Genomic DNA, 23838 nt, shown 5'->3' on the forward strand with positions numbered 1-23838 from the left:
GCGCAAGCTCTCAAGGTTTTTTTATATTAATTGTTGCTGTAAAAAGTCCATAAATGCCACCGCTTGCCTAGGCTGAAATTTACGTGACGGATAGACAAACTGTAAACCAATCTGTTCTTTATCTTTATTACTAAATCCAAGAATATCTTCATCGAGTAAAGTTACTAGGCTACCGTTAGCTAAATCAACACTAATATCGACGAATGATTTAAGTGCAATACCAGCTCCATTAATAGCCCAATGCCTGATCACCGAACCATCACAGCTACTCATAGCGACTGGAACACGTATTATTGTGTTTTTAAAATGCCATTCATTCATCGGCTGGCCAAATCGTTCCATCACCAGGCATCGATGATCAACTAAATCACCCGGTGATAAAGGTTTCCCATGTTTTTCTATGTAATCAGCTGAGGCACATAGCACCCGTTTATTGGGTTTGATCATACGGCTGATTAAATTACTGTCTGGTAAGTTACCAAAGCGAATAGCGACATCAATGCCTTCTTCAATTAAGCTGATTAAGCCATCTGTTAAATGAAGATGCGGTTTTACTTGCGGATTAAGGGCGACAAATTTTGATAGCGCAGGGGCAACAAACTGCTTACCAAAATCTGAAGGTGCAGTGATTTTTAGGCTGCCAGAAAGCTCACAGTCATTGATAGCGATGCTCTGCTCGGCGGCATCAACTTCAGCAATCACTCTTAAACAGCCTTGATAAAATCGCTCACCTGCATCCGTTAACTTAATGCTGCGGGTATTACGGATCAATAAACGTGTTTGATAGTGATTTTCGAGCTGATTAATTCGCGCCGTCATGCTCGCTGGCGATAAACCTATTTTCCGTCCCGCTGCCGCAAGTCCTGAGGATCTCACTACATGAACAAAAAGCTGCATATCATCAATTTTAGCCATTAATCCTCACTTCTATATTCAGTTTTTATGAATAGTCTTTTTAATATTAACTCAATTATCAAATTATCATAAACAATTAAACTGGCTGTATTAAAAACGACAAGAGAAAACGAATGCGATTAGATCATGTGTTAATTGCGAGTGCTGATTATCCAGTAATGCGCCAATTTTTTATCAACTCAATTGGATTAACGCAAGGGTACCGGCCACCGTTTTCATTTGAAGGTAGTTGGCTATATGGCACCGATAATATTGCGTTAATCCACTTAGTCAACGCTGCTGGAAATAAAGCACAGCAGCGTTATTTATCAGCGGTTAATAGCAAAATGCAAGGCCGAGGTGTTGTAGATCATATTGCAATTCGTAGCTTACGTTACCAAGCATTCAAGAATCGTTTAGATCAAACAGGAGTCATTTACTTTGAGCGCTCAGTGCCTGAGCTGCTAGAGCATCAGATTTTTATAGATGGGCCTGAAGGGCTAAAAATCGAAATGCTATTTAATAGTAATGAAATTTAGTTTTAACCCTAGGGCGTGTTGACCTTTGTGGATTGAAATTTGTTCAATCTAGGGGCGGTTTAATCGCGGCGCGAGGTTTGTAACCTAGCGGGCTAAGTCAAAACCGAGCAAAGCTTCCGCGTCCTGCTCACGCCCCTTACCGACATGCGTGTAGGCAACAAAGAGTTAATCGTCCCTAGATCGAGCTCAAAGGGCAGCGCATGTTTGGCATTTATATTGCGTTATCGCCTATTTATGGGGAGTAACCACACACCATAGGCTCTGCCTTGCCTAAATACTAAACATGCAGCTGCAAAATCAATCGCTAAAGGTCAACAGGCCCTAGTGTAAATTATTAAATAAGAGAGCAAATTATGTCTATAAAATCGTTATTCAACGCTAAAAAAATTGGCGATACACCCCTTAACAATCGAATTGTTATGGCGCCTATGACCCGCTCACGCACAGCGCAACCAGGTGATATTCCAACTGAGTTAATGGCAACGTACTATGCTCAACGCGCAAGTGCTGGGCTGATTATTTCAGAGGCAACGCAAATTAGCCCGCAAGGTAAAGGTTATTCGTTCACACCTGGTATTTACTCGCAGGAGCAAATTGAAGGTTGGAAACTTGTAACACAGGCGGTGCACAACGAAGGCGGGAAAATATTTTTACAGCTGTGGCATGTAGGGCGTATGTCACATCCTTCATTTCATAGTGATGGCTTACCTGTTGCGCCATCAGCACTGGCTCCAGATGCACAAGTTTGGGTTGTGGGTGATGATGGACAAGGGCGCATGCTTGATTGCCCAACCCCACGAGCGCTTAGTGCTTTAGAAATTAAAGCGATTGTGAACGACTATAAACAAGCGGCTATTAATGCAATAAAAGCAGGCTTTGATGGTGTTGAAGTACATGGTGGTAACGGTTACTTAATTGACCAGTTTTTACGACGCTCATCGAACAAGCGCCTTGATGAATATGGTGGCAGTCAAGAAAACAGAATACGCTTTGCGTGTGAAATTATCGCTGCAATTAGTGGAGCTATTGGCGCGCACAAAGTGGGTATCAGACTCGCACCTTTTATAACCCAGCGTGGTATGGATGACAATGAAGCCATTGAAACAATTTTACTCGCTGCAAATAAGTTTGATGACATTGGTATTGCATATATTCACCTAGCAGAAGCAGATTGGGACGATGCGCCAACAGTGACACGTGAATTTAGAGAGGCGCTACGTCGCGGCTTTAGTGGCGCTATTATGGTTGCTGGTAATTACACCGAACAAACAGGGGCTGAGCTTATCGATAAAGGCCTTGCCGACTTTATTGCATTTGGCAGACGTTTTATTGCCAACCCTGATTTACCGTATCGCATTGAACACCAACTACCATTAAGCAGTATTACTGACCATGCAACGCTTTTTGGTGGCACAGCGGTAGGTTATACCGATTACCTTCCTTATCAGCAATAAATCAGATTTTTAAAGATAAAAACAAGGAATACCTATGTTTAATATAACAAAAACAGCTGCCGCTTTAATACTGACCGGCTTGTTTAGTAGTATAAGTTTTGCTGCTGAATTTAATTTATCAAGCCCTGATTTACAGCAAGGTCAGGCAATAACGAAGACACAATATTGGAACCACTTTGGCTGTCAAGGAAGCAATATTAGGCCGCAACTTGATTGGCAAAATGCGCCTAAACAGAGCAAAAGTTTTGCTGTGACAGTTTATGACAATGATGCACCGACAGGCAGCGGGTTTTGGCATTGGGTGGTGTACGACATTCCAGCAAATACGAGCTCAATTGCATCCAAGTCACTACCTCTTGGTGCTGTTGAGGGCAATACTGATATGGGCAAAGCTGGCTACTTTGGCCCTTGTCCACCAGAGGGAAGAAAGCACAATTACACTTATAAAGTATATGCATTGGATGTTGAAAAGCTTGATGTACCAAAGGGCGCAACGAGTGCATTAACAGGTTTTTTTATACACCAGCATGCCCTAGATACAGCCAGTATCACGGTGACGGCAGGTCCGCGTTAATTAACTTAGGATATACAGATGAAAATATTATCTCTGTTTACGTGTTTAATCGCATTACTTGGTAGTTTACCAACTAGCGCTGAACAGCTCTCTGAAAAATCAGGGTTTTGGCCAGATAATGCACAGCTAGTGATCTCTATTTCAATGCAATTTGAAGCCACCGCACAGGATGCTTCTGATGCTGGGCCATTTCCTCAAATAGAAGTGGGCTACAACGACACTATCTCTCCTACATGGTATCAATATGGTATGAACGAGGGTATTCCACGGTTGCTCGACTTATGGGATAAGCATAATATCAAAGTGACGTCGCACATGGTGGGCAGGGCTGTTGAGTTAAATCCTATGTTAGCCAAAGAAGTGGTTACAAGAGGGCATGAAGCATCGGGTCATGGTCAAACGTGGACCCCGCAATACTCAATGACAGCAGAGCAAGAGCGTGCTTCATATATTAAAAGCGCTAATATAATTGAGGAAATAACGGGCACTCGCCCTGTTGGTTTTAATGCTTTTTGGATGCGACACTCAAAAAACACATTATCCATTTTACAAAACTTAGGCTTTATTTATCACATTGACGACTTATCACGTGATGAACCATCGTATACACCTGTAAATGGTAAGCCTTTTGTTGTAGTGCCTTATACCTTTAGAAATAACGATATTGTTCGTTACTCGGGCAGCACTGCGATGACAGGTAAAGCCTATTTACAAGAACTAAAAGATGAGTTTGATGTACTTTATAGCGAAGGTAAAACAAGACGGCGAATTATGTCGATAAGTGCGCATGACCGTGTTGCAGGGACGCCTGCGAGAGTTAAAGCACTTGATGACTTTATTCTGTACGCCAAGCAGCATCAAGGTATTAAGTTTATGCGTAAAGACAATATAGCAAAATGGATCATGCAACAAACACAAGTGCCGACTAATCCAGCAAGAAAATTTAACGACTGATGCAACAGCACTGAATGATAGACTAAACATACGCAGCTTTAGGGCCTATTGATATGGCCCTAAAGAGGGGATAATATGCTTGTATATTCAAATGAAAACAGATGTTGTTGATATGATTAAAAAACTTGTTTTTAGCCTAGCCCTTATTACTCTCAGTGGCTGTACTAGCTTATCGCAAGAAGAGTGTGCATACGCAAATTGGCAGCAGCTAGGTTATGATCATGGCGAATCAGGCAAGGCTTATAACCAAGGTATTGATACAGTAAAAGCTTGTCGAGAGTTTGGTATTTCACCTGACGTTGCTTTGTATAAAGAAGGTTATAACAATGGCCTGCAGCACTATTGCAAACCTGAAAACGGCTTTACAGTAGGCATTCGTGGCGAGTCATTTAATGGTGTGTGTAACAGCAAACAGTTTCGAAAGGCCTGGGAAGAAGGTAATGATCGTTACCAAATCGAAGCAAGAAAAACCGAAATAAATAACCGACTCGACACAATAAACAGACGACTTGAAGTGATCAGCAATGAGTTAAGTGCTGCAAATGTCTCCAGTAATCAGCGCAGAGAGCTCACTAATGAGCGAAGGGTACTTGATGATGAGCGCAGCTCTTTAAGACGAGAGCGTTCGCTTATTCCATTATTAAATAAGTTGCCTTCGTTTCGTGTTGAATACGAGTTATAGATAAGCGAGGCTTAGGCTAAAAAACCAAAGAGTGGTTTGCAGTACTACCTAAAAGTTAAATAAGCGCGAAATCAACTCGCGCTTATTTTTAATGGTTATTGTCATATCAATCGGCTTAAATATGGGTCTATTTAACGATGTTATGGAGTATTTAACTCGTTAATTTGTTTAAATGCTTATGTCGATTGGTATAAGTAACCTGAACTCTGGAAATAAATCTAAATATCACCATGATTCAATATGTTAGTAAATCTCTTAACTATAGTTCAGGTTAAGTAAGATTTATACCTCGCCCGCATCAGTGCTACTTTTCAGCGCTTGTGCATACCACAGTGCCATAAAACACTCAGTGAGTTTATGTTCAATTTCAAGTGCTTTATCGGTTGGGCAAAACAACGTAAAACTGGCTCTAAACTCACCTAAATCCGTTGTACCAAAGTGAATTTCAGGCTCAGGGCCCGAAATTTTAGCATCCAGCTTTCTTTCAATAATTGAATTGTATCGACTGGCTACTTCTTCAAATTCTTTACAGTAAAGTTTAGCTTTAGCAGTTAACGTGTCGTAAATTGGGTATGGGTTAAAACTCTCTTTACGTACAATAGTAAAATGATGAGTGGCAAAGCGTTTTACAAAATTTAAGTTTTTAATTGGGCTGGTGATCAGTTTATTGTTAGGTATGTATATGGTTTTTCTTGAAAACTGATAAGTATGCATATCAATTTCATGCATAGTGGTTTTTATCCAATCAGTTTCGGCGACTTCACCATAATACTCACCGACCTGAATCCAATCGCCGACTCTAAATGGCCGCGTTGTCACTAAGTAAAAAAAGCCAATGACACACTGAATAAATTCACGTGTAGCAAGTACAATTGCAACAGCAAAAGCGGCAATTGAGAGAGCAAAGTTTTGTATTTCAGTTGACCAAACAAACAGTAGTGATAACACCATTACAAAATTAATAAAGTGCTTAATATTGTGTGCAATGTAGCGAATATCTTTTTCTTTTTTTTCTGCACGATTTTTCGCTAATTTATCAACAAGTACTTTGAGAATAAATGCAATTGTGAGCATCACTAATGAAATAAGAAATGGGTGAGATAATATATCTGTGAGCATAATTTCCAGTTCGATACGAGTTGATTAAGACACACTAAGTATATTGATTTATTAAGCCAATTGGTAAACTTAATGCAAATAAAAACCCCTTAGCAAATTAATACGAAGGGGCTTATGTTTTCAAATTTGTAAAAAGCTTATTTCATGGTAACAAACTCTTCTGAGCCTGTTGGGTGAATAGCAACAACGGCATCAAAATCAGCTTTAGTTGCGCCCATTTTCATGGCAACTGCAAAACCTTGAATCATTTCATCAACCGCAAAACCAATACCGTGTAAGCCAACTACTTTTTCGTCTGGGCCGGCACATACAAGTTTCATCTTACAAGGTTGACGATGTTTGGTTACGGCTGTGTACATAGCTGTAAAACCAGATTGGTAAATTTTAACGTTTTCTTCGCCATACTGGGAAATAGCTTCTTGCTCAGTTAAACCAATAGTACCAATTGGTGGGTGACTAAATACAACCGTAGGAACTAAGCTGTAATCCATTTTTAAATCATCAGATAGTTCTTTATTAAATAACCGCTCAGATAAGGTACGGCCTGCTTTTACTGCTACTGGTGTAAGTTCAATACCGTTTTCGATGATATCGCCAACCGCGTATACATTTTCAGCTGTCGTATTTTGATACTCATCAACTTTTACAAAACCACTGCTGTTTACTTCTACGCCTGCGGCTGCAACGTTAATAGCATTGGTTGTTGGCTCGCGACCAATTGCCCAAATAACTTGGTCAACGTTATGAGTTTTACCGTTATCTAAATGCAGTGTTACAGAGCCATCATCTTCTTTTATCAATTTATTTGGTACAGAATGAGTGTGCAAAGTAGGGCCTTCGGCAGCCATTACTTCAACAAGTGTATCTACAATGTACGAATCAAAGCTGCGAAGTGGAGCGTGTTTACGTACAAATAAATGCGTCTCAGTACCTAGACCGTGTAATACACCAGCAAGCTCAACGGCTATGTAGCCTGCGCCAATAACGGCAACGCGCTTAGGCTGTTCTTTTAGTTCAAAAAAGCCATTTGAATCAATGCCGTGCTCAGCACCTTCAATATTTGGAATACTTGGGCGCCCACCAACTGCAATTAATATATGGTCGGCTGTGTAATGCTCGCCATTTACTTCAACTGTTTTATTATCTACAAATTTAGCAAAGCCTTTAATTACAGTAACGCCATTGCTGGCAAGGCCACTGTCATAACCTTTATGAATTCGGCCTATGTAGGCTTCGCGGCTTTCTACTAACTTGCTCCAGTCAAAACCTTTAACTTCAACATTAAAGCCGTAATCTGGGGCATATAAATTAATTGCTTCAGCAACCTGAGCACCATGCCACATTACTTTTTTAGGTACGCAGCCTACGTTTACACACGTGCCGCCCATGTGCTTTGCTTCTATAAGTGCTACTTTAGCGCCACGCATCGCTGCTCTATTTGCAGAGGCAATACCACCACTGCCACCACCGATTGCAATATAATCAAAGTGTTGTGTCATTTTATGTCCTTAGGCGTTGAGTTTTATGCGCATTAGCATAACATTAAGTTTTAAAAATAAAGAGTGTTTAGGTGACCTATGTTTAGTAAAAAAACATTCGAATTTATCACTTTGCTTGAACAAAACAATAATAGAGAGCGGTTTAACAGTCACAAAATCAGAATATCAAGAATACGTAACAGAGGCCGCTTTAGATTTCATTAGGCAAAGTAAGCGCCATTTACTGATTAGATAAGAGTTGTTTTTTTATTTTTAGACCCAATTTAAACGTAATGCATTAACGCAAAGAGAGTATTTATGAGCAACCCATTAATTGGCCTTGAAGGCTTACCACCATTTTCAAAAATAAAGCCTGAGTACGTAGTACCAGCACTTAAAGACGGTATTGAGCTTTGTCGTAAAGCCATTGATGACGTACTTGCAAAAGGGTCGTACACGTGGGATGACTTAGTATTACCCCTTGAAGAAGCTGACGATAAATTATCGCGCATGTTCTCCCCTGTATCGCATTTAAATTCAGTAATGAATAACGACGAATTACGCGAAGCTTACGAGCAGTGCTTACCGTTAATATCTGAATATTCAACATTTGTAGGTCAGCATCAAGGTTTATACAACGCGTATAATACGCTTTATAGCAGCGACGAATTTAAAACGCTGACTACAGCACAGCAAAAAACAATAACTAATGCGCTGCGTGATTTTAAATTATCGGGTATTGCATTAGCGCCGAAGCAGCAAAAACGCTACGGTGAAATAAGCGCGCGTTTATCAGAGCTTGCTTCTAAGTTTGGTAATAACGTAATGGATGCGACCTTAGCGTGGCACAAACACATTACTGACGAAGCCGATTTAGCCGGTTTACCAGAATCAGCCTTAGCACTTGCAGCCGACACTGCAAAAAGTAAAGAATTAGACGGTTGGGTATTTACCCTTGATTTTCCGTCGTACTTGCCAATTATGACTTATGCAGATAACCGCGAGCTTCGCAGAGAAACCTACACTGCGTTTTCTACCCGCGCATCCGATCAAGGCCCTAACGCCGGTGAATTTGATAATTCTGATATTATGAGTGAGGAGCTTGCGCTTCGCCATGAACTTGCACAGTTACTAGGATTCAACAGCTACGCTGAAAAATCACTGGCAACTAAAATGGCCGAAACACCGGCGCAAGTATTCTCGTTTTTAGAAGACCTAGCGGCTAAATCAAAACCACAAGCAGAGCAAGAAGTGGCAGAGCTAAAAGCTTACGCTGAGCAAAAGCATGGTATTTCTGAATTGCAGGCATGGGATTTTGGTTACTACAGCGAAAAACTTAAGCAAGAAAAATACGCAATTTCAGACGAAGTACTACGTCCTTACTTCCCAGCAAATAAAGTATTAAGTGGCTTATTCGAAACCGTTAACCGCTTATTTGGTATTAGCGTAAAAGAAGTTACTGACTTTGACAGCTACCACAAAGATGTACGCTTTTTTGAAATTGTAGACAGCAGCAATACCCTACGCGGACGTTTTTATCTCGATTTATATGCGCGCGACCGGAAACGCGGCGGTGCGTGGATGGACGACTGTATGGGTCGAAAAGTACGTGCTAACGGCGAGTTACAAACACCGGTTGCTTATTTAGTATGTAACTTTAATAAAGCGGTAGGCGATAAGCCTGCACTGTTTACTCATGACGAAGTGACAACCTTGTTCCACGAGTTTGGCCATGGTATTCATCACATGTTAACTCAAGTTGATGCAGCACCAGTAGCGGGTATTAATGGGGTTGCTTGGGATGCAGTAGAGCTTCCTAGTCAGTTCTTAGAAAACTGGTGTTATGAAGAAGAAGCACTGAGCTTTATTTCAGGTCATTATGAAACGGGCGAGCCGTTACCTAAAGAGCTACTTGATAAGTTACTAGCGGCTAAAAACTATAACTCAGGCATGCAAATGCTACGTCAAATTGAGTTCTCGTTATTCGACTTTAAAATCCATAATGATTATAAAGCCGGTGAAGAATGCCAAATTCAAACGGTATTAAACGATGTACGTAGCCGCACGTCGGTGGTTAATCCGCCTGAATTTAATCGTTTTCAACATGGTTTTAGTCATATCTTTGCTGGTGGTTATAGTGCTGGTTACTATTCATATAAGTGGGCTGAAGTTCTTTCTGCTGATGCATTTTCTAAGTTTGAAGAAGAAGGTATTTTTAACCCAGAAACAGGGCAAGCCTTCATGCAAAATATTTTAGAAAAAGGCGGCAGTGAGGAGCCGATGGAGCTATTTAAAAAATTCCGTGGCCGCGAGCCAAATGTAGATGCTTTACTGCGTCATAGTGGTATTGCGGCTTAAAAATAAATTTTTTAGCACAAACTAAACTAAAGCGCCTTGATGGCGCTTTTTTATTATCTAAATTTTAGGGCATGTTGAACTTTGGTGGGTAAATTTGCAGCAGGCTGTTTGGTTTTTAGGTAAGGCAGCGCCTATGGTGTGTGGTTATTCCCCATAAATAGGCGATAACGCAGCATAAATGCCAAACATGCGCTGCCCTTTGGGTTCTTTCTAGGGACGATTAACTCTTTGTTGCTCGATTTTTACTTATTCTTACAGGGATGTAAGCCATTAGAGTAACGCAGGAGCAGTTACCGAGCCCACTAGGTTACAAACCTCGCGCCGCGATTCAATCGCCCCTAGATTGAACAAATTTCAATCCACAAAGATCAACACGCCTTAACTTATTCCCTAAATTTTTTAGTAAATTCAGTCTACCAAGCTATGCTCTTAACATACCTAATAAAATGGACTAGGGCATGGCAAAGCTAATATTGGCAATTGATGACGATAAGTTGGTTCACCATATAATTGAGGAGTCTTTAGCAGGTTTTTGTAAAATTATTCATGCCAAAGATGGTGATGAAGGCTTAAGACTCACAAAAAAATACAAGCCAGATATTATCTTACTCGATATAGAAATGCCGGGTAAATCAGGTTTTGACGTTTGCCAAGTCATTAAAAAAAATGAGCAGACCAAAGACATCCCCGTTATGTTTCTATCATCCAATATCGAGTTGGCTGATCGTGTAAAAGGTTACAGTGCTGGTGCATCTGACTATATAGCTAAGCCTTTTAATGCTCAAGAATTGATGGCGCGCATAAAGGTGCTTTATGAATATCGTCAACAAGGCATAAAGTTAAAAAATGATGTAGAGCATGCAGAAAAAACGGCCCAAATAGCCATGACTGAATCCGGAGATATGGGGCGAATAATGCGTTTTGTTGGGCAAAGTTACCATGCTAATAATTTTCAATTATTAAGCGAATATTTTTTAGCATTTTTTACTCCTTTCAATTTAGATGTCGTGGTTGTGTTTTGGTACAAAAGCCAAGGCATATTCTATAGCTTACAAAGTGCGGTGTGCCCATTAGAGCAAGAATTGCTAGAACAACATAGGTATGCGCAGCGGTTTGTTGATGTTGGTGCCAGCACCATTATTAACTACCCTAAAGTATCATTACTGATAAAAAATATGCCCGTTGACGATAGTGCTAAATTTGGACGTTACAAAGATTTGTTTCCGCATATTTTGGAGATCACCAATGAAAAAGCGATCACCATACAAAATAATGAAAATAGCTACGAACAGGCCGCGCAAATAGGCATTGCGCTTGAAGATATAGTAAAACAATTAGTTTCTCAGAATCAGGCACAAAACAGTATTACTAAACAGTTTATAGAACAATTACATGAGCTTGATTGTGCAATTAAACTGCAAAAAGAAAGTGATAAGCTTTGTGACTTAACACCCTACTTTATCAAGCTAGATCAAACTATGCAGCTATTTACTTCTGCTAATAGCGATTTAGCATTTATTAAATGTCAGCTTAAGCAAATTAATGAAACTCGCAATGAGTTACTCGCTAGCTTGCGTAGTAACGCTGGTGAACTTGTCTTACAAAATACCACTGAAAATAATGATATAGAGCTATTTTAGTGCTTTAACTTGCACTGATTGATATACTGAGTAGGTATTTTATCGTCGGAGTGTATAGTGGTTATTCAGTGTGCTTTTAAAGAGTGTCGCCCTTATTTAAATGAGTTAGAAACACGTTTTGGTTTGGCTCAGTGGGCAGAACAAAGCAATGGTTTTAGCCTACATTATGACGATAGTGGCTTGAGTTTATATAAAACAGATGAACCCAAATTAGGCGCAATCAATGTTGATTTTGTAACCGGTGCAGCGGCACATAGACGTAAGTTTGGTGGGGGGAAAGGCCAAGCAATTGCAAAAGCGGTTGGCTTAAACAAAGGGGCAACGCCCGTTGTGCTTGATGCAACAGCAGGCTTAGGTCGTGATGGTTTTGTACTTGCGTCACTAGGGTGCAACGTTATATTGCATGAACGTCATCCCGTAGTGGCCGCGTTATTGTATGATGGTTTACAGCGCGCTTATAACGACATAGAAATTGGCTCATGGATGAAGCAAAGTATGAGCCTCATATTTGGTTCGAGCCATACGTTACTATCGCAATGTGAAAGCATCCCTGATGTAGTTTATTTAGATCCTATGTTCCCGCATCGTGAAAAATCAGCTCTTGTTAAAAAAGAAATGCGTGTATTCCAAGAGCTTGTTGGTGCAGATACCGACGCCGACGATTTACTCGAATTCGCCTACCCACTCGCCAGTAAACGCGTAGTCGTAAAGCGCCCCGATTACGCCCCATTTTTAAATGATCAAACCCCAAGTATGCAAATTAAAACTAAAAAAAATCGCTTTGATGTGTATGTAAAAGCGGCAATGGTTTAAACACTAAGCATAGATTGGTGTTTTTATACAATAAGCCGGCTCATGTAAGAAGCGTTATATTGGGCTGGATCTTAGGATCTAGCTTTTTGAATCTAGGATCTTGTGGCATTTTCATGTTAGAATTCGCGCAATTTTTTGGCATAGGTAAGTGGCATAGCAATGATCTTAGATGATATTCGCGTTGTTTTAGTTAACACATCACACTCAGGCAATATTGGCTCAGCAGCTCGCGCCATGAAAACCATGGGTTTATCAAAACTTTATTTAGTTGACCCCGCATGTGAAATAGACAGCCACGCGAGTGCTTTGTCTGCAGGTGCCAGTGATGTTTTAGGCAATGCAGTTATTGTTGGGACTGTTGAAGAAGCGATTGCCGATTGTGCATTAACAATTGGCACCAGTGCGCGCTCACGTACGCTTTCTTGGCCTATGGTTGAACCACGTGAATGTGGTGAAAAACTGGTTGCAGAAGCTGTAGATGGCCCTGTAGCACTTGTGTTTGGTCGTGAAAACAGTGGTTTAAGCAACGATGAATTACAGCTTTGTAATTACCATGTATGCATCCCTGCGAATCCTGAATATAGCTCGCTTAACTTAGCGATGGCAGTGCAAACGTTGTGCTACGAAACACGCATGGCGTTTTTAAATCAACAGCCTAAAAAGGTTGAAGAGGATGACACAGTTTACCCGAGTTCAAAACAAACAGAGCTATTTTACGATCACCTTGAAGATACACTGTTTAAAACTGGCTTCATAATAAAACAGCACCCAGGTATTGTAATGACAAAGCTACGTCGCTTATTTAACCGTGCTCGTCCAGAAGATGCCGAAATGAACATTTTACGCGGTATTCTCACCTCAATTAATAAGTCTATCCCTAAGTAACTTAGGTATAGCGATTAGTTATAAAAGACTGGGACTAATTAACGCGCTAATACTTGACTAAATTACTCAGGTAATTACAATGGCCGTAATACTTGACTAAATAGGTCAAGTATTGAAAATTTGTTAACTCTACAATTTAAAAGTAAGAGTGTTTAAATCAAATTTTTATCAAGTGATAATACTTGACTAATTTACTCTGGTAATTAAAATTTGCACTCTTTGTGCAGGGGGCGTTATGAAGTTAACATCAAAAGGCAGATATGCCGTTACAGCGATGCTGGATGTTGCACTGCACACAGGTGTAGGTCCTGTAGCCCTTGCTGATATTTCACAGCGACAAGAAATTTCTTTGTCATACCTTGAACAATTATTTGCCCGTTTACGTAAAAATGGCTTAGTAAGTTCTGTTCGTGGGCCTGGTGGTGGTTATTTACTAGGGCGAGAAACGAACGTTATTTCTGTTGGCGATATTATTAGCGCCGTAGACGAATCGGTCGATGCAACACGTTGCCAAGGTGCCGATACCGGCTGTCAGAGTGGCATGCGTTGTTTAACACATAATTTGTGGTCAGATTTAAGCGCACGTATAGAAGAATTTTTAAACAATATTACCCTTGCTGAATTGGTGGAAAAGTCAGATGTGAAAGAAATAGCATCGCGCCAAGATAACAGTATTAATAATGCAATCAAGCAGTTGGAAAACATTCAAGTAAGCTGTCAACTTTAAGGTTGACCTGCAGCGGAGAGAGAAATGAAGTTACCGATTTATTTAGATTACGCAGCGACCACGCCTGTTGACGAACGTGTTGCTAAAGAAATGATGCAATGCCTGACAATGGACGGTAAATTTGGTAACCCTGCGTCACGTTCACACCGTTTTGGTTGGCAAGCAGAAGAAGCCGTTGACCAAGCGCGTAATGATATTGCGGATTTAATTAATGCAGACCCACGTGAAATAGTTTTCACTTCGGGTGCAACTGAATCAAATAACCTTGCTATTAAAGGTGCCGCACAGTTTTACAAAAAGAAAGGTAAGCACGTTATTACCGCTAAAACTGAGCACAAAGCGGTTATCGACACATGCCGTGAGCTTGAGCGCCAAGGTTTTGAAGTAACGTATATGGACGTTGAAGAAAATGGCCTACTTGATCTGCAAAAACTAGCCGATACAATGCGTGATGACACCGTACTAGTAAGTATCATGCACGTTAATAACGAGCTAGGTGTAATTCAAGATATCGCAACTATTGGCGAAATGTGCCGTGAACGTAAAATCATGTTCCACGTAGATGCAGCACAAAGTGCGGGTAAAGTACTTATCGACATACAACAGCTTAAAGTTGATTTTATGTCGTTCTCTGCACACAAAGCGTACGGTCCTAAAGGTGTTGGTGCACTTTACGTTCGTCGTAAACCACGTGCTCGCCTTGAAGCGCAAATGCACGGTGGCGGACATGAACGCGGTATGCGCTCTGGTACGCTTGCTACTCACCAATTAGTGGGTATGGGGACTGCATTTAGAATCGCCAAAGAAGATTTTGAAAAAGATTACGCACACATCAGTGCATTACGTAAACGTCTAATTGACGGCATTATGTCTGATATGGACGAAGTATACTTTAACGGCACACAAGACCAATCAGTACCAGGTATTATAAACATCAGCTTTAACTTTGTTGAAGGTGAGTCGTTACTTATGGCAGTAAAAGACATTGCAGTATCGTCAGGTTCAGCCTGTACATCTGCAAGCTTAGAGCCTTCTTATGTACTGCGTGCACTTGGCCGTAACGACGAATTAGCACATAGCTCAATTCGTTTTAGTATTGGTCGCTTTACTACCGAAGAAGAGATTGATTACACCGTTGAATTAATGAAAAACTCTATCGGTCGCCTACGTGAAATGTCTCCACTTTGGGAGATGCATCAAGAAGGTATTGATTTAGATTCAGTTGAATGGGCCCACCACTAATAGTGTGAGCACATACCCTAGCAGGTAATGAGGATAGAATAATGGCTTATAGTGATAAAGTAATCGACCACGTAGAAAACCCACGTAACGTAGGTACTCTAGATAAGAACGATCCGTCAGTGGCAACGGGTATGGTAGGCGCACCAGCATGTGGTGACGTAATGAAATTGCAAATCAAAGTATCAGCCGAAGGCGTTATTGAAGATGCAAAATTCAAGACCTATGGTTGTGGTAGTGCAATTGCTTCATCTTCACTTGTAACAGAGTGGGTTAAGGGTAAAACATTAGACGAAGCAGCGACAATTAAAAACACTGATATCAGTGCAGAGCTTGAATTACCACCAGTGAAAATTCACTGTTCAATTTTAGCCGAAGACGCAATTCAAGCAGCAATTGCAGACTACAAAAGTAAACAAGCGAAGTAAGAAGAGAAACTCATGGCAGTGACATTGACAGATGCGGCAGCAAACCGCGTACAATCATTTTTAGCAAACCGCGGTAAAGGTTTAGGCCTGCGCGTTGGCATTAAAACGACGGGCTGTTCAGGTCTTGCTTATGTACTTGAGTTTGTTGACGATTTAAACGAAGACGATGAAACTTTTGCGGCTAAAGGTGTCACATTAATTGTTGACGCTAAAAGCTTAGTTTACATCGATGGCACAGAGCTCGACTACACTAAAGAAGGCTTAAATGAAGGGTTTAAATTTAGAAATCCTAACCAAGCAGATGAGTGTGGTTGTGGCGAAAGCTTTACCGTTTAAGCTTTAAATATCTTTGTAGTATAAATAAGCCCTGCCAGTTAATGTAGGGCTTTGTTATTTTTGAAATTAATTTCTGAATATTATTGGTTGAAGTTATGCGTTACTTTGAATTATTTGCAGTCCCCGTTGATTACAATATTGATTTAGCAACAGTTAACAAGCACTACTTGGAATTACAGCGTACTGTACATCCTGATCGCCACGCGAATGCGAGCAGCCGCGATAAATTAATGGCCGTGCAAAGCGCCGCCGAAATTAACGATGCGTTGCAAATATTAAAGCACCCAGTAAAGCGTGCCGAGTACATGCTGAGCGAGCTAGGCGTTGATATTCGTGCAGAGCAGCAAACCTTACAAGATCCAATGTTTTTAATGCAGCAAATGGAACTTCGCGAAGAACTTGAAGAGCTAACATCAGCAAGCGATCCTGATACTGCGATTGCAAATTTTGAAAAACAAATTAAGCAACTAAACAATCAATACAGTGCACAACTTGCTGAACAACTAGCAAGTAACGATGAGCAGCAATATCAACTTGCAGCAGATAATATTCGCAGACTGAAGTTTGTTTATAAGTTACGCGACGAACTTGAACGTATTGAAGATAGTTTATTTGACGATTAATTACTTGCTGTAAAGCGAGCAACACGAGTTTAAAGAGCATTATGGCATTATTGCAAATTGCTGAGCCGGGGCAGAGCGCGGCACCACACGAACATAAACTAGCGATTGGTATTGACCTTGGTACAACCAATTCATTGGTAGCAACAGTGCAAAGTGGCGAAGCCCGCACGTTAACTGATGATCTTGGCGCGGCTATGTTACCGTCGGTTGTGCGTTATCAAGCAGGTGGTATTACTGTTGGCGCAGAGGCTGCACAAGCTGCAACGCAAGACCCTGCGAATACACTTATTTCGGTTAAGCGTTTTTTAGGTAAAACTCAGACTGAAATAGAGCAAAGTTATGGCCAATTACCGTATCAGTTCTGTGAACACAATGGTGCGCTAGCAATAGAAACTGCGGCAGGTAAAATCAGTCCAATTAAAGCATCAAGCCACATTTTAGCTGCATTAAAAGCACGTGCCGAACAAAGCTTTGGCAATCAAGAGATTTTAGGTGCTGTGATTACTGTACCAGCGTACTTTGATGACGCGCAGCGCCAAAGTACTAAAGATGCAGCAGAGCTTGCAGGCATTAACGTACTACGTTTATTAAATGAGCCAACAGCAGCAGCCGTTGCTTATGGCTTAGATTCTGACCAAGAAGGTATTATTGCTGTTTACGACTTAGGCGGTGGTACGTTTGATATATCAGTACTTAGACTACATCAAGGTGTATTTGAAGTAATGGCAACGGGCGGCGACTCTAGCCTCGGTGGCGATGACTTTGACTCGCTCCTTGTTGATTACTTTAAACAGCAAACTGGTGTGTCAGCGTTATCATCTTCAGTTTTACGTTTATTCATCAATAAAGCAAAAGCGTGTAAAGAAGCACTTAGCCAATATGCAAAAGTGAATGTAGGTCTTGAGTTTGACGATCAAAAATACACTGTTGAAGTAACGCGCGAAACCTTTGATGAGCTGGCTATGCCATTGGTTAAAAAAACGCTGCGTTCGTGTCGACGTGCTGTAAAAGACGCTGGCATAGAAAACGAAGACGTACTGCAAGTTATTATGGTCGGCGGTTCAACCCGTATGCCACTAGTGCGTAGCCAAGTTCAAAGCTTTTTTGATAAAGAGCCGCTAACCTCTATCGACCCTGATCGCGTTGTCGCCTTAGGCGCTGCACTTCAAGCTGACGTATTAATTGGCAACAAGCCAGATTCTGACATGTTATTGCTTGATGTTTTACCATTGTCGTTAGGCCTTGAAACGATGGGTGGTTTGGTTGAAAAAATTATTCCACGTAATACCACGATTCCGGTAGCTCGCGCACAAGAATTTACAACGTTTAAAGACGGCCAAACAGCCATGTCATTGCATGTGTTGCAAGGCGAGCGTGAGCTTGTTGATGATTGTCGATCACTTGCTAAGTTTAGCTTAAAAGGTATTCCACCAATGGCGGCTGGAGCTGCGCATATTCGTGTTACCTTCAAAGTTGATGCCGATGGTCTATTAAGTGTTTCAGCAATGGAAAAATCAACAGGCGTGCAAGCTGAGATTCAGGTTAAACCGTCGTTTGGTTTATCTGATGACCAAGTAGCTAACATGCTAAAAGAGTCAATGAGCAACGCTAAAGGCGATATGCAAGCACGTATGCTTAAAGAGCAACAAGTAGAAGCACTGCGTGTTATTGAAGCGCTTAATGCATCACTTGCAAGCGATGGATCATTACTAGACGATACGCAACTAGCAAACTTACGCGCTGAAATTGCAGAACTAGTAAAAGTGCGCGAAAATGCACAAGAACCAAACGAAATTAAAGCCGCTATCGAAAAAGTTGATAATGCGAGTAGTGACTTTGCATCGCGCAGAATGGATGCATCAATTAAAAAGGCCCTTACAGGGCAGTCAGTAGACAACATTTAAGAGAGATTAGAATGCCACAAATTGTTTTTCTTCCACATCCTGAATTATGTCCTGACGGCGCGGCTATTGAAGCTCCTACAGGCCAAACGGTACTCGACGCTGCACTTAAAAATGGTATTAGTATTGCGCATGCCTGTGAAAAGTCGTGTGCATGTACTACGTGTCACTTAGTGATTCGCGAAGGATTTGATTCACTTGATGAAAGTGATGAGCTAGAAGATGACATGCTAGATAAAGCATGGGGTTTAGAGCCAGAGTCACGCCTTGGTTGCCAAGCAATTATAAGAGATGAAGATCTAGTAGTTGAAATACCTAAGTACAATCTCAATATCGTTAATGAAGAGCACTAGTTTTTAACGATGTATTTTTTAAAAGCCGCTGTTTGATACAGCGGCTTTTTTTTTGTGAATTGTAAGCGCAACGAGTAAAACTCGTAGGTTATTCTGTAGACGCGCAGCTTGCAGGCGTGACGCGCAAAGCTCGCAAGTTATGTTGTAGACGCACAGCTTGCTGGCGTGATGTGTTTTGGCTTGAGGGTAATATATAAGCTGCGCTTCTCACGTGAGCAAGCTCAACGTCTACAGCAAATTTTAAATTATATATTTATTTTGTAGACGCGTAGTTTGCTAGCGCTATGTGTGTTTTAGTTCAAGGGCAAAAATATAGAAACTACGCTTCTCACGTGAGTAAGCTCAACGTCTACAGTAAATTTTAAATTATACATTTATTTTGTAGACGCACAGTTTGCTGGCGTAATGTGTTTTAGCTTGAAGGTAAATATAGAAGCTGCGCTTCTTACGTGAGCAAGCTCAACGTCTACAGTAAACTTTAAATTATACATTTGCTTTGTAGACGCACAGCTTGCTAGCGTGACGAACTTAGACGTAATTTTGGAGGTTTATTTTGAGTAATCTTATTTTTTCAGACTCATTTATTAACGGTGAATTTTATAAAACGGACACGCATTTCAGCGTTAACGATCCCGCGACCGAAAAAAGTATTGTTGATGTAAGCGATATTGACGAGCGGGGTGTAAGTTTAGCAATAAGTGCAGGACAGGGGGCTTTTGTTAAGTTAAAAGCCACGAACGCGACCGAGCGAAGTGAAACCCTGATGCGCTGGTATGAGCTAGTTATAAAGCACAAACAAACACTTGCAGAGCTGATGACTAAAGAGCAAGGAAAACCACTCAAAGAATCCCTTGGTGAGATTGATTACGGTGCAGGTTTTATCAAATGGTTTGCCGAAGAGGCTAAACGTAGTTACGGCGATGTAATTCCGCCAACAGACAACACTCATAGGTTAACTAGCTTTAAGCAACCAGTAGGTGTTGTCGCTGGCATAACGCCTTGGAACTTTCCTGTTGCTATGGTTACTCGTAAAATAGCTCCAGCTTACGCTGCGGGCTGTAGTTTTATACTTAAACCCTCTGAACACACGCCACTATGTGCTATTGCACTCGCTTATCTAGCCGATCAAGCTGGTTTTGTAAAAGGTGCATTTAACGTGCTTGTATCGCAAGATGCTAAAACAGTAGGAAAAATGCTGACTGACTCAGAAATTGTTCGCAAATTCACATTTACCGGCTCTACGGGAGTGGGTAAGCAGTTACTATCACAGTGCGCTTCTACCATTAAACGTACATCAATGGAACTTGGCGGTAACGCGCCTTTTATTATTTTTGATAGTGCTGAATTAGATGAAGCCGTTGAAGGATTAATGGCGGCTAAATTTAGAAATAGCGGACAGGCCTGTGTTGCTGCAAACCGTATTTTTATACAGCGTAACATTCTCGACAAAGTACTTTCAAAAATTACACCTAAAGTTGCCGCATTAAAAGTAGCAAATGGTTTTGAAGACGATGTTGACATTGGCCCGCTTATTTATCCCAAAGCAAAAGAGAAAGTACAACAACTAGTGCAAGACGCACTCGATAAAGGCGCTACCCTTATTGGCGATAATAGTGATTTAGGTGGCAGCTTTCAAAACCCATTAATAGTAAATAATGTAACCACTGAGATGGATATTTACCACGAAGAGGTATTTGGCCCAGTATTAACGGTTATTCCTTTTGATGAAGAAAGCGAAGTGCTTGCGCTTGCTAACGATGTACCATTTGGTTTAGCAGCGTATTTTTACAGCCAGAATATTAAGCAAATTTACCGAATAAGTGAAGGGCTTGAATTTGGCATGATCGGTGTAAATGAAGGGGTTATATCAAACCCTGTTGCACCATTTGGTGGTGTAAAGCAATCAGGTTTAGGGCGCGAAGGAGGGCACCAAGGGCTTGATGAATACCTAGAAGAAAAGTACGTGTGCATTAAGGTTTAGCACACTTGCAAGCGCGGCTAAGGCTGCGCTTATCTTTTGCAGTAAATAACCTAGGGGCAATTAACTCTTTGTTGCTCGGTTTTTACTTAGCCCACTAGGTTACAAACCTCACGCCGCGCTTAAATCGCCCCTAGATTGAACAAATTTCAATCCTGAAAGGTCAACAGGCCTAGCCAACTTGGTTTATTACACTAATGTGGCAGATATATGATCTTTACTCTTTGCTGTTGCCTCACAAAGCCCTAAATGCTACCTTTGCAACAGCATATTTTGTTAAATAAAAATTAATAAAAAAAGAATTTCTATAAGTAGAAATAACCCCGTGTGTAAATGCCACCGCAAGGTGGCATTTTTTTAAGGCTGCTTTTAAAATAGCGCTACACATATATTTACCTCTAGATTACATCTGCTTTTATAGCCTCTCACTGCGATTAAATCGCAACAAACTTTAATCCCAAAAGATCAACAGGCCCTATCCAAATAATCTACAGCATCAAAAATAATATATATGAAAAATTGTATATCATGATTTTTAGTTGAGCGCCCGTTTCAACGATTATTTATTGAACAAACAGTAGAAATAAAGCGACTATAAGCGTATAAAAACTGAATTTTAAAGTAGACTATTAGTATAAAAATGAAGATATATAATATAGGAAATACAGGATAGATATTAGAGAAGAAAAATTGGGGCGATTGACGGGGCTTGAACCCGCGACAACCGGAATCACAATCCGGGGCTCTACCAACTGAGCTACAACCGCCACAACACACCTTGTTTGGTGTGGCGCGCATAATACATAAAATAATAAATGTTGTGAAGCTTTTTTGTAAAAAAAATAAAATAAAATAAAATGACTGCTTAGGTCTCAAAATATTAGCTATAGTGTGTTGGTTTTTAATTCACCTAAAATAGAGGACACAAGTTTCATTGGTAGTGAGAATTCATTATTTTATGAGAATAGGTTGTAAATTAATGTATGATAACGCTTAAAATTGCTTAATAAATAATATTTGGAGTAAATATGGATTCAGTACTTAATTGGCTTAACGAAAACTCAGGGCTAGTATTGCATTATGGCATTCAAGCTGTTGTTGCGCTTGTTATCTTTTTGCTTGGTAGCCGTATCGCTAAGCTTTGTGCTCGTTTAACTGAAAAAGCGTTCGACAAAAAGAAAGTCGACAAAGCGGTTGGATCATTTGTTTCAAGTATTGTGTACACACTTGTATTTGCTGTCACTATTTTAATGGCACTTTCGCAAATTGGTATCGAAACCACATCGTTCATTGCTATTTTAGGTGCCGCTGGTTTAGCTGTTGGTTTGGCATTACAGGGCTCGCTCTCTAATTTTGCATCTGGGGTTCTTATTATTTTACTTCGTCCGTTTAAATCGGGTGATTATGTAGAAGCAGGCGGAAAAGCCGGAACAATCAAAAAAATCGAAATATTTTCAACTGAAATGCGTACCCCAGATAATAAAGTTATTATCATGCCAAATTCGCAAATAATGTCGGGCGCAATTACTAACTTCTCACGAGAGTCTACTCGTCGTATTGATTTAGTCATTGGTGTTGGTTACGACGCTGATTTACGCCAAGCAAAAGAAGTATTAAAATCAGTACTCGATGCAGAAGCGCGTCTACTAAAAGACCCTGCTTACACTGTGGCTGTATCTGAGTTAGGTGACTCAAGCGTAAACTTTATTGTTCGTCCTTGGGTTAACTCAGCTGACTATTGGCCTACATATTGGTCTTTAATGGAAAATATTAAAATTGCATTAGATGAAGCCGACATTACAATTCCATTTCCACAAATGGATGTTCATTTACACAAACAAGACTAATTTTAAAATACTTGGCTGTTTTTTGATCGCTTGAGTAACATAATAGCTCATAAACATAATCGTTTATGAGCTATTTAGCTTGCTCTAACAAGCCATGCTTTAATAAAATAGGCGCAAATTAATACAAAGGTTGTTTTTAATGAAATTAAAGTTTTTATCAGCTGTAGTTGCTTTATCTGTAGCAACTAACGCATTCGCAGAAGACGCAGTATCTGAGCAAAAAACATGGGAAGTTACCAGTGAGCTAGGCGCTATCATCACTAGCGGTAACACCGAAACGACCACACTCAAAGGTGGCATAAAAGTACAGCATAATTTAGAAAGCTGGAACAATGAGTACAAAATCGACGGTATCTACAAAGAAGATGAAGTTGAAAGTGATAACGGCAGCAAAGAAAAACAGCGTACAAATGAAAAGTACTCAATTTCTGCTCAAGGTAATTACAAATTAAATGAAAAACACGCTCACCTATTCATTTATGGTTCACACGTATCAGACTACTTTGGCTCATACAGAAGTGAATCAGTAATTTCTGCAGGTTATGGCCTACGCTTATTAAACGAAAAAACGATGTGGTTGAGCGCTGAGATAGGTCCAGGTTATAAGCATTTCACATACCCTGACGATAGCACAGAAACAGATGATAGCGGCAAGCTACTTGCTGGCGAGTCTGACGGAGAAGTCATTGCGCTTGGTAAGTTAGATTACAACTGGAAAATTTCAGATAATGCACGTTTCACTCAGTTAGTGGCTATCGAATATGGTGATACAAATACTAAAACTCGCTCTGAAACTGCGTTACTTGCAAAAATCAACGGCTCACTACAAATGAAAGTCGCTTACAACATTACAAATAACTCAGACGTTGCCGATGACAAAGAAAGCACAGATACTGAAACATCATTAACACTTGTTTACAGTTTTTAACACCGTTATAGGATATATAATGGGTAAGCATGCTTACCCATTTTTTTTACTTAAAAAATAATGTAACATGCTGCGGCTCTCTTTATAT

The 23838-nt window shown here is 40.5% G+C and carries 22 protein-coding genes and 1 tRNA gene; 19 read left to right on the plus strand and 4 right to left on the minus strand.

The genetic code is table 11. The features are described from left to right. Positions 1-21: 21 nt before the first annotated feature. Positions 22-915: a LysR family transcriptional regulator gene (locus PALI_RS13800; protein WP_193156191.1), complete on the minus strand. Its 894-nt coding sequence runs from the start codon at positions 913-915 to the stop codon at positions 22-24. A gap of 113 nt (positions 916-1028) precedes the next feature. Here PALI_RS13800 and PALI_RS13805 point away from each other — a divergent pair, with 113 nt between their 5' ends. The 5 genes from PALI_RS13805 (at position 1029) to PALI_RS13825 (ending at position 5097) form a co-directional block, all read left to right on the plus strand. Next, on the plus strand, positions 1029-1433 hold the full coding sequence (locus tag PALI_RS13805; RefSeq protein WP_077536155.1) for a VOC family protein: 405 nt from the start codon (positions 1029-1031) through the stop codon (positions 1431-1433). A gap of 353 nt (positions 1434-1786) precedes the next feature. Continuing rightward, positions 1787-2887 carry an alkene reductase gene (locus tag PALI_RS13810; RefSeq protein ID WP_077536153.1) on the plus strand — a complete coding sequence of 367 codons (1101 nt, stop codon included), beginning with the start codon at positions 1787-1789 and terminating at the stop codon, positions 2885-2887. A 34-nt stretch (positions 2888-2921) separates the two neighbouring features. Next, a complete protein-coding gene (locus PALI_RS13815) occupies positions 2922-3461 on the plus strand; it encodes a YbhB/YbcL family Raf kinase inhibitor-like protein (protein WP_193156192.1) in 540 nt (179 codons plus the stop codon). 18 nt (positions 3462-3479) lie between these two features. Further along, positions 3480-4415: a polysaccharide deacetylase family protein gene (locus PALI_RS13820; protein ID WP_193156193.1), complete on the plus strand. Its 936-nt coding sequence runs from the start codon at positions 3480-3482 to the stop codon at positions 4413-4415. A gap of 91 nt (positions 4416-4506) precedes the next feature. Then, positions 4507-5097, plus strand: a complete 591-nt coding sequence (locus PALI_RS13825) for a DUF2799 domain-containing protein (RefSeq protein WP_226894554.1) — start codon at positions 4507-4509, stop codon at positions 5095-5097. A gap of 282 nt (positions 5098-5379) precedes the next feature. Here PALI_RS13825 and PALI_RS13830 read toward each other — a convergent pair whose 3' ends face one another. Both PALI_RS13830 and gorA read right to left on the minus strand, forming a co-directional pair. Then, positions 5380-6216, minus strand: coding sequence for a mechanosensitive ion channel family protein (locus tag PALI_RS13830; RefSeq protein ID WP_077536151.1), 837 nt, complete (start codon positions 6214-6216; stop codon positions 5380-5382). Positions 6217-6353: 137 nt separating this feature from the next. Then, a complete protein-coding gene (gene gorA / locus PALI_RS13835; protein ID WP_193156194.1) occupies positions 6354-7715 on the minus strand; it encodes a glutathione-disulfide reductase in 1362 nt (453 codons plus the stop codon). Between the two features lie 297 nt (positions 7716-8012). Between gorA and prlC the strand changes: the two genes are divergently transcribed. From prlC to PALI_RS13895, 12 genes are all read left to right on the plus strand, one after another. Further along, the gene (prlC, locus tag PALI_RS13840; protein WP_193156195.1) at positions 8013-10052 is read left to right on the plus strand and encodes an oligopeptidase A; all 2040 of its coding nucleotides are present in this window, start codon (positions 8013-8015) and stop codon (positions 10050-10052) included. A 458-nt stretch (positions 10053-10510) separates the two neighbouring features. Further along, a complete protein-coding gene (locus tag PALI_RS13845) occupies positions 10511-11692 on the plus strand; it encodes a response regulator (RefSeq protein WP_193156196.1) in 1182 nt (393 codons plus the stop codon). A 57-nt stretch (positions 11693-11749) separates the two neighbouring features. Next, positions 11750-12505 (plus strand): class I SAM-dependent methyltransferase, encoded by a 756-nt coding sequence (locus PALI_RS13850; RefSeq protein ID WP_138586561.1) that lies wholly within the window; start codon positions 11750-11752, stop codon positions 12503-12505. A gap of 159 nt (positions 12506-12664) precedes the next feature. Beyond that, entirely contained in the window at positions 12665-13390 is a 726-nt protein-coding gene (trmJ, locus tag PALI_RS13855) for a tRNA (cytosine(32)/uridine(32)-2'-O)-methyltransferase TrmJ (protein WP_193156197.1), read from the plus strand. 235 nt (positions 13391-13625) lie between these two features. Further along, the gene (gene iscR, locus PALI_RS13860; protein WP_024612845.1) at positions 13626-14117 is read left to right on the plus strand and encodes a Fe-S cluster assembly transcriptional regulator IscR; all 492 of its coding nucleotides are present in this window, start codon (positions 13626-13628) and stop codon (positions 14115-14117) included. A gap of 24 nt (positions 14118-14141) precedes the next feature. Continuing rightward, positions 14142-15359 (plus strand): IscS subfamily cysteine desulfurase, encoded by a 1218-nt coding sequence (locus PALI_RS13865; protein WP_077536140.1) that lies wholly within the window; start codon positions 14142-14144, stop codon positions 15357-15359. Positions 15360-15400: 41 nt separating this feature from the next. Beyond that, positions 15401-15784, plus strand: a complete 384-nt coding sequence (iscU, locus tag PALI_RS13870; RefSeq protein ID WP_007377675.1) for a Fe-S cluster assembly scaffold IscU — start codon at positions 15401-15403, stop codon at positions 15782-15784. A gap of 12 nt (positions 15785-15796) precedes the next feature. Then, complete coding sequence (iscA, locus tag PALI_RS13875; protein WP_007377674.1) at positions 15797-16120, plus strand: iron-sulfur cluster assembly protein IscA; 324 nt, start codon at positions 15797-15799, stop codon at positions 16118-16120. Between the two features lie 95 nt (positions 16121-16215). Continuing rightward, entirely contained in the window at positions 16216-16743 is a 528-nt protein-coding gene (gene hscB, locus PALI_RS13880) for a co-chaperone HscB (protein WP_182702348.1), read from the plus strand. A 41-nt stretch (positions 16744-16784) separates the two neighbouring features. Then, positions 16785-18647, plus strand: a complete 1863-nt coding sequence (hscA, locus tag PALI_RS13885) for a Fe-S protein assembly chaperone HscA (RefSeq protein ID WP_193156198.1) — start codon at positions 16785-16787, stop codon at positions 18645-18647. An 11-nt stretch (positions 18648-18658) separates the two neighbouring features. Beyond that, positions 18659-18997: an ISC system 2Fe-2S type ferredoxin gene (gene fdx / locus PALI_RS13890; RefSeq protein WP_007377671.1), complete on the plus strand. Its 339-nt coding sequence runs from the start codon at positions 18659-18661 to the stop codon at positions 18995-18997. Positions 18998-19550: 553 nt separating this feature from the next. Further along, the gene (locus PALI_RS13895; protein ID WP_193156199.1) at positions 19551-20978 is read left to right on the plus strand and encodes an NAD-dependent succinate-semialdehyde dehydrogenase; all 1428 of its coding nucleotides are present in this window, start codon (positions 19551-19553) and stop codon (positions 20976-20978) included. 688 nt (positions 20979-21666) lie between these two features. On the opposite strand, the gene PALI_RS13900 is transcribed toward PALI_RS13895, so the two are convergent. Further along, a tRNA-His gene (locus PALI_RS13900) sits at positions 21667-21742 on the minus strand. Between the two features lie 261 nt (positions 21743-22003). Between PALI_RS13900 and PALI_RS13905 the strand changes: the two genes are divergently transcribed. Next, complete coding sequence (locus PALI_RS13905) at positions 22004-22822, plus strand: mechanosensitive ion channel family protein (RefSeq protein WP_182702352.1); 819 nt, start codon at positions 22004-22006, stop codon at positions 22820-22822. A gap of 139 nt (positions 22823-22961) precedes the next feature. Beyond that, positions 22962-23750 carry a DUF481 domain-containing protein gene (locus tag PALI_RS13910; protein WP_193156200.1) on the plus strand — a complete coding sequence of 263 codons (789 nt, stop codon included), beginning with the start codon at positions 22962-22964 and terminating at the stop codon, positions 23748-23750. The last annotated feature ends 88 nt before the right edge of the window (positions 23751-23838 follow it).

This window comes from Pseudoalteromonas aliena SW19, from assembly GCF_014905615.1.
Classification (GTDB): domain Bacteria; phylum Pseudomonadota; class Gammaproteobacteria; order Enterobacterales; family Alteromonadaceae; genus Pseudoalteromonas; species Pseudoalteromonas aliena.